The sequence below is a fragment of the Burkholderia crassaminum genome, from assembly GCF_964265005.1.
Classification (GTDB): Bacteria; Pseudomonadota; Gammaproteobacteria; order Burkholderiales; family Burkholderiaceae; genus Burkholderia.
The window spans coordinates 999,946-1,016,131 of the sequence record NZ_OZ183801.1; the positions used below are offsets into that span (position 1 = coordinate 999,946).

Sequence of the window (16,186 nt, forward strand, 5' to 3'; positions counted from 1 at the left end):
GCCGGTACGGCGACGGGGGGCGCCCCGTCAGGCGCCGATGGACGGGGCGCCCGCCGGCGCATGCAACGGCGACGGCGCTTCGTCGCCGGCTCGCTGGGGCTTGCCGAATGCGGTCGGCAGCGAGACCGCCAGCGCCTGGCCGTCCATGATCACGAGCGGCTGGCTCACATACGGCTCGTCGACGTAGCGATCGAGTATCGGCGCGCCGTGCGCGTCGTAGCGGTCGATCACGCACAGCCGGTGCAGCACCGCGCCATTGCTCCGATGCGCGGGCCACTCGGCGGGATCGAGGCGGCACGCCGCGTGCAGCATGCCGAGCAGCAGCGGGTCGAACGCAACCCATTCGCCGTCGATGCGGAACTCGGTCCAGTAGTGCCCGGTCGAGAACGGCGTGGCCAGCAGTAGTCCGAAGCATTGCCGCGCGTCGAGGCCCTGCTCGTGCGCCTGTTGCAGCATGCGCTTCGACGCGCCACCGCATTCGCAGACGCGATGCTGCTCGATGAAGCCGACGTCCCACCGGCACGCTTCCGGCAACATGAAGAAGCGATAGCCGGCCCATTCATCCAGTAGCGCCTTCACCGGGCCCGCCGCGTAACGGGCGTGCTCCGCGATCGGCATGTGCAGCACCTCGAGCGGATCGGCCGTCGCGCTGTCCGCGTCGATCGGAAGGACCTTCACGGTGGCAGCGTCGATCCGGTGGCTGGCCGCCAGCTGCAGCGCCCGCGCCCACGTCCGCATTGCCAGCCGCTGGATCGACGGCAGCCCGAGGTGCAGCGCAAGGTTCGACAGATCGAACGGGTCGTAGCGGCGCGCGCCCTCGGCGCCCACGCACGGCAGGCCACGCTGTGTCAGGTCGTCGAGCATCGCGGGAGGCATGCCGTAGTGGCGCGCGGCGGTGTCGGCGTCCGTGTCGAAGCGCCGCACGCTTGCCGGAATCGCCGTGATCAGGCCGAGCAATTCCTGAGTAAGGTCATTGGTATTTCGCATAGCAGTCTTGCCGGCACGGCGGCAGTCGATCGTTCTAAAGGTGGGTCCGTCAGGCAGACGACGTTTGAAAGAGACGTCCGTTCGCGCGAACGGGGCGTGCCCGATCGCTTTGTTTCATCTTTCGCCGCGTTTTATTTGATTGTTTCTTTGATTTAAAAAGTCAGCACGGATTCGTCTTGTATTTACTATTCCGCCGAGACTGGATTACAAATTCCTGTTGCGAATAATAACAGTGCATGAATATAATTCACAGACACATCAATGAAATTCATGATGAACCGGCGAACGCCAGGATGACGAAGAATTCATCCTGGCCTGATCCGCCAAATATATTGACAAATGACTGAGAGAGCCGTCCGCGTCCGGCTGGACGACGGATGCGTGTTTGCCAGAGGAGGGGTAATGGCCGAGAGCCTTGATTTGCAGCTTCGTGACCTGTATATACGCGCGTTGCGACTGCATCGCCGGGCGGAGACCTTGCCGCCCGATGGGCTTCTTGCCGCCCTGTCCATCGATTCCGTCTCGATGCTGGAGATCAGCATCGGCGTCGAGGCGAAATACGGCATCGAAATAGACCCGGACGATCTGTCCGCGAACCTGCTGGATTCGTTCGAGGTGCTCGCGCGATATATCACGGATAAGCAGGCCGCCTCCACGATCGGCTAGGCGCGCGATCGCACGCCCGGCTAAATAATCGACGATTACCTGTTCAATTCCGATTCATTCGGAATTGCGATGCCGCTCGTCCATTTAAATTTAATCCACGCATTTGAAGCGGAAACCGATTCCAGCACATCTAATTCAGCCGGTCATTTACAAAAATGGCATCAATCGATGATTCGGCTGGTTTCGGCAATCGGTTGCGCAATTCGACTCGTTGGTCTCCTCTCTAAACTGGAATGCTCATGTCGACAACCCTCGATCATCGCGACACGCACTGGAAGGATCTGGCTGGCTCCTATGACGCCATCATGGCCAAGGTGCCGCAGATGCACGATCTGTTCGCGGAAATCGTGCGCCACCTCCCGGTCGATGCCGGCCGCATCCTCGATCTCGGCGCGGGCACGGGCAACTTGCTGAAGGCGGCCGCGACGGCCCGGCCCGACGCGCAACTGATCGCGCTCGACCCGGCCGAGCCGATGCTCGACATGCTGCGGACGAAATTCGACGGCCAACAGGACGTCGCGTGCATCGTCGGCTCGGCGCATGCGATCGACCTGCCGGACGGCTCCGTCGACGCCGTGGTGTCCAACTATGCGCTGCACCACCTGACCCACGACGAGAAGCGGATCTGCGCGCGTGAAGTGATGCGCGTGCTGCGGCCGGGCGGCAAGTTCATCTATGGCGACCAACACTGCCGGATGATGGGGGGTCCCGACGATCCCGCGTGGGTCGCGGACATGTTCTCGCTACTGTCGGACAAGGCGATGCACTACCTGCGTACCGCGGGACTGGCGCGAATGCTGCTGCAGATCGAACTGATGCCGAAGTTCCTGCGCGCCGACGGCGAGATGCCGGTGCCGGTCGACTACTGGCTCGAATGCCTCGACGCGGCGGGCTTCCCGCCGGCCACCGTGGTCAAGATGGTGCCGGCTGAATTGCTGAACTGCGTGATCGTGGCGGTCAAGCCATGCTGAGTGCGCGCAACGCAAGCGAGGCGGCGGGCGTCGCCGTGCTGGGCGCCGGCGTGGTCAACCCGGTCGCCGCGACGCTGGAGGGCTTCTCGGACGCCCTGTCGAACACACGCGCGCGCGTCGGCGTGCTCGACGGCATGCCGATTCCCCGCGGCAAGGCGCTCGCGGGCCTCGTGAGCGACGCGGCCTTCGACGGGCCGGAGAAGGCGTTCCGGATGGCGCACGCGGCAATGGCGCAGGCGATCGACGCGAGCGGGCTCGACCTGTCCGCGCTCGACGATGTCGGCGTGATCCTCGCGACGATGGGCGGCGAAAGCCATGCGGCCGAGCAGTGCTATGCGACGCTCGATACGTCGTCGGCCATCGACGACGCGGCGCGCGCGGCGCTCGGCGCCTATCCGAACGGCGTGCTCCTGCAACGCCTGTGCGCGAGCTTCGACGTGCTCGGGCCGCGCTTCGTGATCAGCAACGCATGCGCGTCCGGCAACATCGCGATCGGTCTCGCGCTGGATTTCCTGCGGGCCGGCAAGTGCAAGGCGATGATCGTGGTCGGCGTCGAAGTCATCAAGCCCAGCATGATCTGGGGTGCGGAGCGCGCCGGCTTCGTCGGCACCCGGCTCGCGCCTTTTCATCCCGATCGCGACGGCGCGATCCTCGGTGAAGGCGCCGCCGCGCTGGTGCTGGCCGAGCCGGCGCTGGCCGGCCAAGCGCCCGCGCTCGGCTGGGTCGACGGCTTCGGCAGCGTGTGCGACCGCGGCGCGGCACCGATCACGCTGGCCGAAGACGGCTCCGGCCTGTATCGCGCGATGCAGCTCGCGCTCGACGACGCCGCGCGCGGCCGCGAGCAGCTCGACTACGTGAACGCGCACGCGCCCGGCACCCGCATGATCGACGCGATCGAATGCGGCGCGATCGCGCGACTGCGCGGTATCGGCGAGCCGGTGCTCGTCAACTCGACCAAATCGATCACCACGCATCTCGCGGGCGCCGCCGCGATCACCGAAGTCATCGCCACGCTCGTGCAGATGCGCGACGGCTTCGTGCACGGCAACGCCGGCCTCGATCGCCACGACGACACGCTGGCCTTGCGTCCCGTCGGCACGGCGAGCGTACGCCACGCGTTCGCGTTCGGCCTGTCGAACGCGTGCGGCGGCGGCGGCTTGAATACGAGCGTCGCGCTGTCGTCGGCCGCGAACGGGCAACCGCGCCGCCACGCGTTCGCGCCGCGTGCGGACGCGCCGCTCGTGATCACGGGCAGCAGCGCGATCGCGGCCGACGGGTTTTGCTGGCGGCCGGTGGGCGAGGACGGCCCGCGCCCGGCCGCGCGGCTCGGCGAGTTCGACATCTATCGCCACTACCCGGTCGAATCCAACTACCACTACATGAACCGCGCGGCCCAGCTTGCCGCCGCGTCGAGCGCAGACGCACTGCGCCGCGCCGGCATCGCGCCGGACACGCTGCCCTGCCCCGACGATCGCTTCGCGGCGATCTTCGGGAGCTGCGTCGGCGGTTCCCCGGAAGCCAGCCGCGTGATGTGCGACGGCTTGCGGACGAATCCGGCGGCCATCACGCCGAGCATGTCGCTGGACCACGGCATCCACCTCGGCGCCGCGCTCGTGTGCCGGCATTTCGGCCTGACCGGCACGACCTATACGCTGACGGGCTCGCGTCGTTCGGGGCTTCAGGCGCTCGAAGTCGCGGCGCTGTCGATCCGGGCCGAGCGGGCCGACGCGGCGCTGGTCGCCGGCTACGACGCATGGGATCCGCTCGAAGCGGCGCTCGCGCCGCATCTGCCCGGGCGGGCGGAACCGGCCGACGCGGCCGGTTCGCTGGTGCTGGAAACCGCCGAGCGGGCCGAGGCGCGTGGCGCGCGGGTGCTGGCGCGCCTGCTCGACGTGCGCACGCTGAGCGGTCGCGACGCGGCCGACGGCGCGCGCCCGGCGCTTGCCGAACGGCTCGGCCGCCATCTCGCGCAATACGCGCCGGACCGCGTCTATCTCGCGGCGCACGAGGCCGGCCGCTACCTGCCGCTGCTCACGCGCGCGCTGGATGTCTGCGGCCACGCGCCGGCCTGCCTGGCGCTCGGCGACGGCTTGCCGGACCCGCGCGCCGCGCTGTCGATGCTGGCGATCGACGACGCGATCGCGCGTGGCGCGACGTCGGCGATCGTCGCGCCCGGCGCGGACGGCACCGTGCTCGTCGCGATCGTCGCCGCCACGGAGAACGCGCAATGAGCGCCGTCGAGCATCGGATCGACGCCCATGCGGCCTTGCGCGCGCCGTCGGGCAATCCCGCCATGTTCTGGGCGATGGCCTACAAGATCAGCGACATCCTGATGACGCTGACGGAGACCGGCGCACTAGCGCGGCTGCAACAGGCGCCGGCCACGGCCGAGGCGCTCGCGGCGGCGGGCGGCTGGCGCGCCGCGCCGCTCGCGCAGTTTCTCGAGCTGCTGGCGACGGTCGGCGTGCTCGAGCGCAGCGGCGCCGCGTATTCGCTGCCGTCCGCGACGCGTGCCGTGCTGCCGGTCGTGGCGATGGAATCGCGATTGCGCCGGTGGCATGCCGACCACGGCTCGCTGCGCGCCGCGCTCGAGACCGGCGTGACCGAACGCCCGCTCGAACAGATCGACGACGCGGCGTTCCTGACCTGCTATCAGCAGGCGATGGCGGCCTCCGCGCGTGCCCTCGCGCTGCACGTCTACCGCTACGCGGCGATGCCGGCCCATGGCGCCATCCTCGATATCGGCGGCGCGGACGGCGCGCTCGCCGGCGAGCTGGCGGCGCTGCTGCCGCACACCCGTTATTGCATCGTGGACCGCCCCCCGGTCGCGGCCCATTTCGACGCGCGTGTCGCCGGCATGGCCGATCGCGAACGCTTTCGCTTCGTCGCGGACGACATCACCCGGCCGCAGGCACTGGGCACCGAAATTGCCGCAGCCGACGCCGCCATCGTGTCGAACGTGCTGCACCTGCTGAGCGACCGCGAGATCGACGCGCTGCTGGACGCGCTGCGCGGCGGGCTGCGCAGCGGCGCGCGGCTCGTCGTCTACGACCAGTTTCTCGATCCCGCCTGCTTCAGCGCCGCTGACCTGATGACCGTCGACTGGGCCTGCGTCGGCGCCGAGTTCGCGCTGACCGACCGCGACATGTGCGAACGGCTCGTGCGGCACGGCTTCACCGCGGTCGCGAGCCGGCGGTTCCCGCTCGTTCCCGGCGCGCTGGTCTGCGCGTCGGCGCCATGAGGTGCGCGCCATGCACGAGCCGATGACGACGGCAGGCGCAACGCACGACGCCGATCCCGCCGGATGCGAGGACGTGACGCTGCTGCCGCTCGCGATCACCCAGGTCGACGCGACTTACGGCTGCGCGGCCGGGTTGACGCCCGACGGCCGGTGGCTGAGGCCCGAACCCGTGTACCTGGCCGACGTGGCCGGCGACGCGCCGCACTACGCGTACGGTCGCCCCGTGCATTGCCGGCTGGCGCCATCCCGCGGCGCGGACCGGCGCCCGGAGGATCGCGAGCGCGTCGCATGGCTGCCCGCGGCGCAGGCCGTCGGCGACTGGGACGCGTCCCGGCTGGAGGCCTGGCTGTCGTCGCACTGCGACGCGAGCGTCGCGGCCGGGTTCGCCGGCGCGCGCAGCGCCGCCCTGATCGAGGCCACGCCGGAGCGTATCGAGCTGCTGCGCACGACGCGCCAGCGGCATCTCGTCAAGCTCGCGTTCCGCGACGCGGCCGGCGAGTCGCACGCGTGGATCGTGCCCGATCTCGCCTTTGCGCAAGCCGTGACGGCGATCCTGCGCGATGCGCCCGACAGCGCCGCGCGCGCGGGCCGGCTCGTCGAGTGCCTGGGCGCGACGCGCATGTTCCTCGCGATCGTCCTGACCAAGCCGCTCGGTCATGCGCGCGGCGTGATCCGGGGCTGCCAGCCGCTCGTGAGCGGCGTACACACGTTCCCCCCGTACCGGGACGGCTTCGCCGCCCTGTACGGGGAAGGCGCGGCACCCGCCGCTTTTGAAAACCGTTCCACACCCGAGGTGAAGTGATGCAGCTTGGCTATGTAATCGTCTATACGAACGATGTGTTGCAAACGGTGGCGTTCTACGAGCAGGCTTTCGGCCTGACGCGCCGCTTCGTGCATGACAGCAATCAGTACGCCGAAATGGAAACCGGCGACACGACGCTCGCGTTCGTCTGCGACGAGCTCGCGGCAACCAGCGTGCCCGTCCAGTACCGCAAGAACCTGGCCGGCGAAATGCCTGCCGGCATCGAGGTGGTGCTGGTCAGCCCCGAGATCGAGGCGGCCTACGCGCACGCGGTCGCCAACGGCGCCACGCCGGTCAAGACGCCGATCGAGAAGCCCTGGGGGCAAAAGGTCGGCTACGTGCTCGACAACAACGGTGTGCTGGTCGAGCTGGCGACGCCGCTGCGCTGATCTCCCGACGCGAGGCACTCGTCATGCACCACGATCCCAGGCAACTGCAGGCGCCGGTGATGCTGGCCGCCCCTGATCCGAACGCGATCAGCTTCCGGGCGATGTTCGGCGGCGTGATGGCGTATGCGAACGGCAAGCCGTTCGCGTCGCTGTCCAACGTCGGCCTCGCGATCAAGCTCGATCCCGTGCACCACGCCGCGCTGCTGCAAGAGCGCGGCGCACGGCCGCTGCAGTACGAGCCGACCAGCCCGCCGAGCCGCCAGTACGTGCTGGTGCCCGACGCGATGCTGGACGACACCGCGCGCCTGAGCGTGTGGCTCGCGCACTCGATCCGGTTTGCCGGCCAGCCCGGCAAGCCGCCCCGAAAACGATGACGCTCCGGCCGCCGCGCGCGGCGCCGGACACCTTAAACCTTCACCATGGAAGCGCGGCACGCGCCGCGCCACAGTCGATGACGACATCGAATGCGCTCAAACTGCTGGTACTCGGCATCGACGGCGCGTCGGCAACGGTCCTGGACGATCTGATCGCGCGGGATCGGTTGCCGAATTTCAAGGCGTTGCGTGCGCGTGCCGCATCGGGCGTGCTGCAGTCGACCTTTCCGCCGCATACCGCACCCGGCTGGGCGTCGATGTTTACCGGCGTCGAGCCGGGCGAGCACGGGGTCTACCAGTTCTGGTCGACCCAGGCCGGCGATTACTCGGCGCGCGGCATGAACGTCGCCGATTATGGCCGCGAACCGGTATGGCGCACGCTGGAGCGCCACGGCTACCGTGTCGGCGTCTACAACGTGCCGATGACGCATCCGCCCGCGCCGCTGCGCGACGGCTACATGGTGAGCTGGCCGCTGTCGAAGACGCTGCGCTATACGGAGCCGCCGGAGCTGATGAGCGAGCTGGCCGCCGCGGGCCTGCACTATCACTCGGACATCGTGACGATGTACCGCGGCCAGGACGACTACGTCGAACGTGCGAGCCGCTTCATCGACGATCGCGCGCGCACCTGCCTGCACCTGCAGCAGCACCGCCCCGTCGACGCGCTGTTCGTGGTCTTCACCGAGATCGACCGCGTGAGCCACTACTACTGGGGCGAGGACGCACACCCCGGCCCCGACGTGGAGCGCATCTACGCCGACGTCGACCGCGCGCTGGGCACGCTGCTCGAGCTGGTGGACGACGACACGCTGTTCGTGGTGGCGTCGGACCACGGCTTCGGCCGCTGCGATGCCGATTTCAACGTGCACGAGCTGCTGGAGCAGCACGGCCTGCTGGCGACCGAATTCGCACCGATTGGCGCCGGCGGGCAACTGGCGAACGACGACGCGACGCAGCGCGCGTGGTTCGACTCGCCGTTCCATTACCGTCGCACCGTCGCGTGGGCGCAGACCCGCTTCTACATGCCGACGCCCGGCTGCTTCGGCCTGAACGCGAACCTCAAGGGCCGCGACGCGCACGGCACGCTCGATGCCGACACGCTGCCGGACGCCGGGCGAGCGCTGGCCGACGCACTCGCAACCGTCGTCGACGCGCACGGCCAGCCCTGGTTCCGGCTGGAAAAGCGCGAGCACGTGTATCGCGGCGCGCGGCTGGCGGACGCGCCCGACTACCTGCTGATTCCGCGCGACTTCAGCGTGATGCCGACACCGAACCTGACCGGGACGATCTGGAGCGAGCCCGCGCAGCGCGGCGTGCACCGGCCGGACGGCATCGTGTTCGTCGCCGGCCCGGCGTTTCCGCGCGGCGCGGCGCTGTTCGCCCGCATCGAGGACATTTACCCGACCCTCCTCGCCCATCTCGGCCTGCCGGTGCCCGATCGTCTCGACGGCCACTGGCTGGTCGAACCCGGCGGCGATGTCGCCCGCGAGGCGGCGCAGCAGCACGCCGGCGGCCGGCGCATGACCGACGCCGAATCGGCGTTCATGGACAGCCAGCTGCAACAGATCGGCTATTTCTGACATGCCGGCTGCGCTTCACATCAAGCCCGTGATTCCGCTGATTCCGTTCGCCGCGCCCGGCGACGAGGACGGCGATCCGCTGCGCTCGGCCGTCGACTTCACACATCCGCGGCCGATGCGGGTCTGCTTCCCGGTGTTGCTGGACGGCGATCTCGTGGTCAGCTCCGAGCACCTCGGCGTCAGTTATCTCGTCGCGATCCTGCGCCGCCTGAGCATCGACTGCCGCATCGTCGAGGTGCCGGCGGGCGGCGCCGGCGATGCCGCCGCGATCGAGCGGATCCGGGCATTCCGGCCGGACCTCGTCGGCCTGTCGCTCACGACCGTCAGCATCTCGCATGCGACGGCGTTCGGCCATGCGCTACGCGCGCGCCTCGGGCCCGCCCCCGCGTTCCTGGCCGGCGGCCCGCTCGCGACCTCGCTCGGCTCGCAGCTGCTGCGCAATCCGAACTGGTCGTTCCTCGACGCGCTGGTGCGCGGCGAAGGCGACGTGCCGCTCGTGCGTTATGTCGAGGCCCTCTGGCAGGACAGCGACTTCGCGAACGTGCCGGCGCTGAGCTGGCGGCGCGCAGCCGACGACTGTGTCGACAATCCGGTCGGCCACACGGTCGTCGAGCTCGACATGCTGCCCGAAGCGATGCGGGACCAGTACGAGGCGAACGACGGCCGCCTGTCCAGCATGCGGCTGGCGACGACGCGCGGCTGCAGCGGCAGCTGCACGTTCTGCAACGCGCCGCATGCGGGCAACAAGATCAACGGCGGGAAGCTCTGGCGCACCCGCTCGACCGGGCGGATCCTCGACGAAATCGAGCGGCTGCACCGCCAGTACCGGGTCGACACCTTCGAGTTCGTCGATTCGACGTTCGAGGATCCGGGCGGCGGCACGCTCGGCAAGCGCCGCATCGGCGCGATCGCGCAAGGCGTGCTCGATCGCGGGCTGCACATCCACTACAGCTGCTGCACGCAGGCGCGGAGCTGGCACGAGGCGGATCGGCCGCTGCTGGCGCTGCTCCATCGCTCGGGGCTCGAAAAAGTGCTGATCGGCATCGAATCCGGCTCGCAGCGCGGCCTCGACCGCTGGAACAAGAAATCGACGGTCGAGGACAACATTCGCGCGATCGGGCTGTTGCGCGGCGCCGGCATTCACGTCGAATTCGGTTTCATCGCGTACCACCCGTGGTCGTCGTTCGACGAGATTCGCGCCAACAACGCGTTCCTGCATCGCTTCCTCGGCCAGCATCTGCGCCGCTATACGACACCGCTGGAGCTCTACCCCGGCGCCAGCGTGCTCGACACGTTGCGCGAGGAGCGGCTACTGCACGACGACTACGCGCTGTCGCTCGACCCGTTCGCGTACGACTTCCAGGATGCGCGCATCGCGGCGCTGGCCGCGTCGATGCCGCTGCTGTTCAGGAAGGACGCCGCGTCGACGGACGGTGCGCTGCCGCCCGTATTCGAATTCGAGCGAAACGATCCGGCCTTCAGCCTGCGCCTGTCGCGGTTGAAGCGCCGGGCCGCGACGCCGGCCGGCGCGCGTGCGATTGCGGCGGCTGAAACCGGCGTGCGCGTGCTGCGCGACGCGCTCGCCGAATTCAACCTCGCGCTGATTTCGCGGCTGACGCTACGCGCCGAGCAGGGCGCGCTGACCGAAGCGGACGTGCTCGCCGAGCGGCCGGCCGTCGACGCCCGGTATCGCGCGGCGCTCGACGCGCTGCGCACGCTCGACGCCGAGCTCGCCGCCGGGTGGCGGTCGGCCGGCTCCCGACCATTCCATTCCCAACCCGACGAGGCGGTCCGACCATGAATCCACTCGCGCATGAACCCGACGTCGCCAGACAGCTGCTCGGCAACGACCTCGTGATCAACGAGAACGCGTGCAACCTCAGCTGCGAATACTGCCTGACCGGGCAGAGCAACCTGAAGGCGTCGCACGAAGGCAAACTGATCTTCCAGACGCCGACGATCGCTCGCTACGCGCAAGGCAACGATCTCGGCACGCGGCTCGACACGATCGTCGAGCGTGTCGACGAAGCGCTCGCCCCGCCGTTGCTGAAGCTCACCGGCGGCGAGATCTTCATCGTCAAGGGAATCATGGCGTTCATCGAGAAGATGGCGCCGCGCTATGAAACGCTGATCGTGCAGACCAACGCGCTGCCGCTGACCGACGACAAGATCGAGCGTCTCGTCAAGCTCGGCAACATCACCGTGCAGGTGTCGCTCGACAGCAGCGACTACCACGGCAACAGCTACCGCGTGCAGTCGGAATCGATTCATTCGATGGTGCTCGACCGGATCCGCCGGATCGTCGAGGCCGGCCTACCGCTCGAAATATACGGTGTGCTGAACGATCGAAGCGCGCCCTACCTGCGCGCGCTGGTCGAGTGGTGCGGGCAGTTTCGCGAGAATCCGCCGCAGCTGTTTCCGTTCCCGGTGCGCGGGCCGGACAGCGAGCGATTCCAGGTGCGTCCGGACCAGTACCACCACATCGACGCGCTGCCGTCGATGCTCGCGGAATTCGCGCACGTGCTGCCGCCGAAGCCCTATCTCGACCGGCTGATCGCGTTCTATCGCGACGGCGTGCGCTCGTGGCGCTGCCACCTGCCGCGGCTCGTCGTGTCGACGTTCGACGACGGCGTCGTGACGCCCTGCCCGAACATCTGGTTCCACAAGATGGGCGACCTGACCACGGACAACTGGGAAGCGGCGCTCGATCAGGTCAACCGCACCGGCTTCTACGAACTGCTGCTGGGCGAGCGCCCGCGCCTCGACGCGTGCAAGGGCTGCTTCACGCCGTGGGACACGCTCAGCCTGTATTTCGAGGACCAGATCACGCTCGACGAGCTGTGCCGCGCGCCGTCCTATGCGCCGCCCGGCGTGCGCCGCCTGCTCGAAGCCAAGAAGGCCCACTATGTCGAACGCTGAATTCATCGCGCGGCCCGCGCCGCCGGGCGACGCGTCGTTCGAGCAGGTGGCGGCCCGCCATGCCGGCGCGGCGACGCTCGCCGCGTGGCGCGACGCGCTGGCCGCCGAGCACGGCATCGGCACGCGGGCGGTCGTCTACGTCGACAACACACTGCCGCATGCCGCGCTGCTGTTCTTCCTGCTGGCGCACGGCATTTCGCCGCTCGTCCTGCCGGCCGACAGCACGGCCGACGAGGCGCGCGGCTACGCGCGCGAAATCGGCGCCGACACCCTCTGGCGCCTGGCGGACAACCAGTCGCTGACGATCGAGCGCATCGCGGACGCACCGGCGCGCACCGGCGACAACCCGCCGGAAAGCGGCTTGCACCTGCTGACGTCGGGCTCGACCGGCCGGCCGTCCGTCGTGTTCCGTCCGGTCGCGAGCTGGCGGCAGGAAGCGCGCCGCTACATCGACCTGCTCGGGCTCGCGCCCGAGCATCACGTGCTGCTCGTCGCGCCCGTCTACCACGCATACGTGCTGGGCTGGCTCTGGGCCGCCGCCGATGCGGGCTGCGCGCTCGAGATCTGTGCGCCGACCCAGCTCGGCCGCACCGTCGACGCGCTGCGGCAGCGCGCCACGCATTGCGCGCTCACGCCGTTCATCGCGTCGCTGCTGGCGCGCCGCGCCGGCAGCGGTGCGCGCCCGGCACGGCTGCGCGTGGCGATGGCGGGCGCGGGGCCGGTCGACGCGCCGCTCGACGCGCAGTTCCAGGCCGCGTTCGGGCTCGGGCTGTCGCGTAACTACGGCAGCACCGAGACCGGCGCGCTGTTCGCGGGCATCGCGCCGCTGCCGCCGCTGTGCATCGGCCGACCGATGCCCGGCCTGCGGATCGCCGCCAAGCCGGGCGACGCGTCGGCCTTCCCGCTGGTGATCGAACTCGAGGACGGGCGCCTGCATCCGACCGGCGACCTGGTGAACGAAGGCGAGCACGGCTATCAGATCGTCGGCCGCGAAACGGCCGCGATCCGCCGCGGCGAGGCATGGATCTCGCCGTTCGAGATCGAAGCGGTGCTGCGCGAGTGCCCGCTCGTCGAGGATTGCCAGGTGCGCAGCGTGAAGTCGCGCCGCGGCGACGGCAACGACCACATTCTCGCGTCGATCGTGCCGCGCCCCGGGCTCGCCTGGGACGCGGGCGCGGTACGCCGGTTCTGCCGCGAGCGGCTGCGCGAGAACAAGGTTCCGGACGTGTTCGAAGCCGTCGACGCCATCCGCCGCACCGCCAACGGCAAGGCCGCGCGCAGCCCGGTCTACCGCTGGGCGGCGCCGGAACGGCTGATCGAGGCAGCCGGCGCGTACAAGCGCTCCGCGCTGCTGTTCGCGTTGTGCGGCTCGGGCGTGCTCGAACGGCTCGACGGCGTTGCGAACGTCGACCAGCTCGCGTACGAAAGCGGTCTGCACGCCGACGCGCTCGGCGAGCTGCTGTCGGTCGCGGCGCAATGCGGATTGCTGAGCGACGCGCCCGACGGCGCGCCCGCGCCGCTGCCGGACGCGGTGACCGACCTGGTGCGGCTCGAAGCCGACGCCGCCGGCAGCTGGAACCGCGCCGAGGATCTGCGCGCGATCCTGCAGGCGGGCCGGCGCGCGCGACCGCTCGCAACGCATGCGCCGTCGCAGGCGTTCATCGCGCGTTACCAGCGCGCGATGAACGGGCCGCACAAGCAGCGCGCCGCGCTGTTCGCGATGCGGCGCCTCGCGGCACTGCATCCCGGGCCGTATCGCGTGCTCGACATCAGCGCGACGTCGGGCGCCTATTCGGCGCGCCTCGCGGCGCAAGGCCTGGTGCGCGACGGCCGATGCGTGCTCGTCGGCGGGCTCAATGCGGAACCGGCGCCGGGCGTGCGGTGCTGCACGCTCGACGACGCGTGCGCCGGCGCCGGCGACCTCGACGTCGTGATCCTCGACAACGCCGTGCACCACCCCGACGTCGCGTCGAACCTGCTGCGGCTGGCGGAGCGCTTGTCGCCCACGGGCGTCGTCGTCGTCGACGAACTGTTCCTCGGCGACGGCGCGGGCGCCGCGATCGGCGTCGACTGGATCACGCACGGCGGCACCTGCCATCCCACCGAATCGAGCATCGACCTGCTGATGCTGAACCTGGGCTTCCGGAAACAGGACGTCATGAAGGACGACGCCACGGTTTCCCATCGTGTGAACTTTTACTCAAGGACCTGAGCCATGCAAATTTCCGAACGCCTGATCAACGTGTTTTCCGCGGTCACGCAACGCGACGTGACGCTGGACTCGCTGCGGGACAAGAACCTGATCGAGACGCTCGGCCTGAACTCGGTCGACGCGCTCGAAGTGCTGATTCGCGTCGAAGGCGAATTCGGCATCCAGATCGACGACGAAGACCTGTCGATCGACCTGGTCAGCTCGGTCGACACGCTCGAGCAGTACATCCGCAACCGGCTGCCGGCGGCCACCGCATGAAGCGGCACACGCACCGCGCCCGCCCGGGGAGAACGGCATGCTGAAATCCCTCGCCTGCATGGACGTCCTCGCGAACGATGCCTGGGGCGACGATGCGGTCACCGTCGTCTCGGGCCTGCCGCGCTCCGGCACGTCGATGCTGATGCGCGTGCTCGCGTTCGGCGGCATCGAACCGTTGACCGATCACATCCGCGAAGGCAACTCGCGCAATCCGCACGGCTATTTCGAGTGGGAGCCGATCAAGGAGCGGCACGGTTACGTGAACTGGATCGACAGCGCGGCCGGCAAGGCTGTCAAGGCGGTGTCGCGCTTCGTGCGGCACCTGCCGGCCACGCGCTGCTATTCGATCCTGTTCCTGCACCGGGACCTCGACGAAATCGTGCGCTCGCAGCGCGACATGGCGCTGCATCACTCCGACGCGTCGTGGGACGACGCGGCGGCGGAGAAGCTCAAGGATGTATACCGCCGCCATGTCGACGAAACGCTCGCGTGGATCGACGCGCGGCCGAACATGCGGCTGCACACGCTGCACTACGAATCGATGCTGGCCGCCCCCGCGCCGGAGATCGACCGCATCCAGGCGTTCCTCGCGCCGCGCCCGCTCGATACGGCGCGGATGCTGGCGGCCGTCGACCCGACGCTGAACCATGCGGCTTCGCCGCGGGAGGCATCGCATGCTTGACACGTTGTCCGCGGTCATCTTCGATCTGGACGGCACGCTGATCGACAGCAAGGACGTGATGCGCAGCGCGTATTTCGCCGCGTACGACGAGGTGGTCGGAGACGGCGCGCCGCCGCCGTTCAGCGAATACTGCCGCTATCTCGGCCAGAGCTTCCCGAACATCATGCGCCAGATGGGGCTGCCGCTCGAAATGCATGCGGCATTCAAGCGCGAGAGCATCCGCAACATGCATCGGGTGCGCGTGTTCGACGGCGTCATCGCGATGCTGGAGACGCTGTCGCTGCACCGCGTGCCGATGGCGATCGCGACCGGCAAGGATCACGCGCGTACCGTCGCGCTGCTCGAGCACCTGCGGATCGACGGCCATTTCTCGATGGTGCTCGGCAGCGACGACGTGCCGAACCAGAAGCCGGCGCCCGACATGGCGCTGCGCATCGCCGACGTACTGGCGCTCACGCCGGCCGACACGCTGTTCGTCGGTGACGCGGCCGCCGACCTCGAATGCGGCGCGCGCGCCGGCATGAAGACCGCGCTGGCCCTGTGGGACCATCCGCCGGCGCACGTGCTGGCGATGCCCGTCGACGTGCAGCTCGCCGCGCCGGCCGATCTCCTGTCACTGCTGAGGATGCCCCAGTCATGCGCACTCTCCTGATGGTCAACGGCCCGAATCTCGGCCGGCTCGGCAGCCGCAAGCCGGACATCTACGGTACGGCCACCCTGCACGACATCACGCGGCGCCTCGAGGCGCTGGCCGAGGCCGGCGGGTGGTCGGTCGTCGCGTTCCAGAGCAATCACGAAGGCGAAATCATCGACTGCCTCGAGGCGCGCCGCGACGTGGACGCGCTGATCCTGAACCCCGGCGCGCTGATGATGAACGGCTGGGCGTTGCGCGACGCGCTCGAGGATTTTCCGGCGCCGTGGATCGAAGTCCACCTGTCGAACATCTGGAGCCGCGAGAGCTTTCGCCATACGTCCATCCTCGCACCACTCGCGGCCGGCGTGATCGCCGGCCTCGGCAGCGAAGGCTACCTGCTGGCCGCCACCGGGCTGATGCGCGGCGCCGGCCGGCCGGCCGTCGAACCGGCCGCGCACCCCTGATCTCCTG

16 protein-coding genes are annotated in these 16,186 nt (G+C 69.2%); 15 read left to right on the forward strand and 1 reads right to left on the reverse strand.

Features of this window, described 5'->3' with window-relative positions; translation table 11 throughout:
- Nucleotides 1–27: 27 nt before the first annotated feature.
- Nucleotides 28–987, reverse strand: a complete 960-nt coding sequence (locus tag ACPTTF_RS37595) for a transglutaminase domain-containing protein (protein ID WP_166958968.1) — start codon at nt 985–987, stop codon at nt 28–30.
- A 402-nt stretch (nt 988–1,389) separates the two neighbouring features.
- Between ACPTTF_RS37595 and ACPTTF_RS37600 the strand changes: the two genes are divergently transcribed.
- The 15 genes from ACPTTF_RS37600 (at nt 1,390) to ACPTTF_RS37670 (ending at nt 16,179) form a co-directional block, all read left to right on the forward strand.
- Nucleotides 1,390–1,653, forward strand: a complete 264-nt coding sequence (locus ACPTTF_RS37600; RefSeq protein ID WP_166958966.1) for an acyl carrier protein — start codon at nt 1,390–1,392, stop codon at nt 1,651–1,653.
- 239 nt (nt 1,654–1,892) lie between these two features.
- Entirely contained in the window at nt 1,893–2,624 is a 732-nt protein-coding gene (locus ACPTTF_RS37605) for a class I SAM-dependent methyltransferase (RefSeq protein WP_166958964.1), read from the forward strand.
- Complete coding sequence (locus tag ACPTTF_RS37610) at nt 2,618–4,855, forward strand: beta-ketoacyl synthase N-terminal-like domain-containing protein (RefSeq protein WP_423372533.1); 2,238 nt, start codon at nt 2,618–2,620, stop codon at nt 4,853–4,855. The genes ACPTTF_RS37605 and ACPTTF_RS37610 overlap by 7 nt, the downstream gene beginning before the upstream one ends.
- The gene (locus tag ACPTTF_RS37615; RefSeq protein ID WP_423372534.1) at nt 4,852–5,865 is read left to right on the forward strand and encodes a methyltransferase; all 1,014 of its coding nucleotides are present in this window, start codon (nt 4,852–4,854) and stop codon (nt 5,863–5,865) included. Before ACPTTF_RS37610 ends, ACPTTF_RS37615 begins: the two co-directional genes overlap by 4 nt.
- A gap of 10 nt (nt 5,866–5,875) precedes the next feature.
- Nucleotides 5,876–6,667: a hypothetical protein gene (locus ACPTTF_RS37620; protein WP_423372535.1), complete on the forward strand. Its 792-nt coding sequence runs from the start codon at nt 5,876–5,878 to the stop codon at nt 6,665–6,667.
- Complete coding sequence (locus tag ACPTTF_RS37625) at nt 6,667–7,056, forward strand: VOC family protein (RefSeq protein WP_166958956.1); 390 nt, start codon at nt 6,667–6,669, stop codon at nt 7,054–7,056. Before ACPTTF_RS37620 ends, ACPTTF_RS37625 begins: the two co-directional genes overlap by 1 nt.
- Before the next feature lie 23 nt (nt 7,057–7,079).
- On the forward strand, nt 7,080–7,430 hold the full coding sequence (locus tag ACPTTF_RS37630; protein ID WP_166958954.1) for a TfoX/Sxy family protein: 351 nt from the start codon (nt 7,080–7,082) through the stop codon (nt 7,428–7,430).
- 77 nt (nt 7,431–7,507) lie between these two features.
- Nucleotides 7,508–9,010, forward strand: coding sequence for an alkaline phosphatase family protein (locus ACPTTF_RS37635; RefSeq protein WP_423372536.1), 1,503 nt, complete (start codon nt 7,508–7,510; stop codon nt 9,008–9,010).
- Nucleotide 9,011: 1 nt separating this feature from the next.
- Nucleotides 9,012–10,811: a B12-binding domain-containing radical SAM protein gene (locus tag ACPTTF_RS37640; RefSeq protein ID WP_423372537.1), complete on the forward strand. Its 1,800-nt coding sequence runs from the start codon at nt 9,012–9,014 to the stop codon at nt 10,809–10,811.
- Complete coding sequence (locus ACPTTF_RS37645) at nt 10,808–11,929, forward strand: radical SAM protein (RefSeq protein WP_166958948.1); 1,122 nt, start codon at nt 10,808–10,810, stop codon at nt 11,927–11,929. The genes ACPTTF_RS37640 and ACPTTF_RS37645 overlap by 4 nt, the downstream gene beginning before the upstream one ends.
- Nucleotides 11,916–14,141 carry an AMP-binding protein gene (locus tag ACPTTF_RS37650; RefSeq protein WP_423372538.1) on the forward strand — a complete coding sequence of 742 codons (2,226 nt, stop codon included), beginning with the start codon at nt 11,916–11,918 and terminating at the stop codon, nt 14,139–14,141. The genes ACPTTF_RS37645 and ACPTTF_RS37650 overlap by 14 nt, the downstream gene beginning before the upstream one ends.
- Before the next feature lie 3 nt (nt 14,142–14,144).
- A complete protein-coding gene (locus tag ACPTTF_RS37655; RefSeq protein WP_166958944.1) occupies nt 14,145–14,399 on the forward strand; it encodes an acyl carrier protein in 255 nt (84 codons plus the stop codon).
- A gap of 37 nt (nt 14,400–14,436) precedes the next feature.
- Nucleotides 14,437–15,081: a sulfotransferase gene (locus ACPTTF_RS37660; RefSeq protein WP_423372539.1), complete on the forward strand. Its 645-nt coding sequence runs from the start codon at nt 14,437–14,439 to the stop codon at nt 15,079–15,081.
- A complete protein-coding gene (locus tag ACPTTF_RS37665; protein WP_423372540.1) occupies nt 15,074–15,733 on the forward strand; it encodes an HAD-IA family hydrolase in 660 nt (219 codons plus the stop codon). Before ACPTTF_RS37660 ends, ACPTTF_RS37665 begins: the two co-directional genes overlap by 8 nt.
- Nucleotides 15,718–16,179, forward strand: a complete 462-nt coding sequence (locus tag ACPTTF_RS37670; RefSeq protein WP_423372541.1) for a type II 3-dehydroquinate dehydratase — start codon at nt 15,718–15,720, stop codon at nt 16,177–16,179. The genes ACPTTF_RS37665 and ACPTTF_RS37670 overlap by 16 nt, the downstream gene beginning before the upstream one ends.
- The last annotated feature ends 7 nt before the right edge of the window (nt 16,180–16,186 follow it).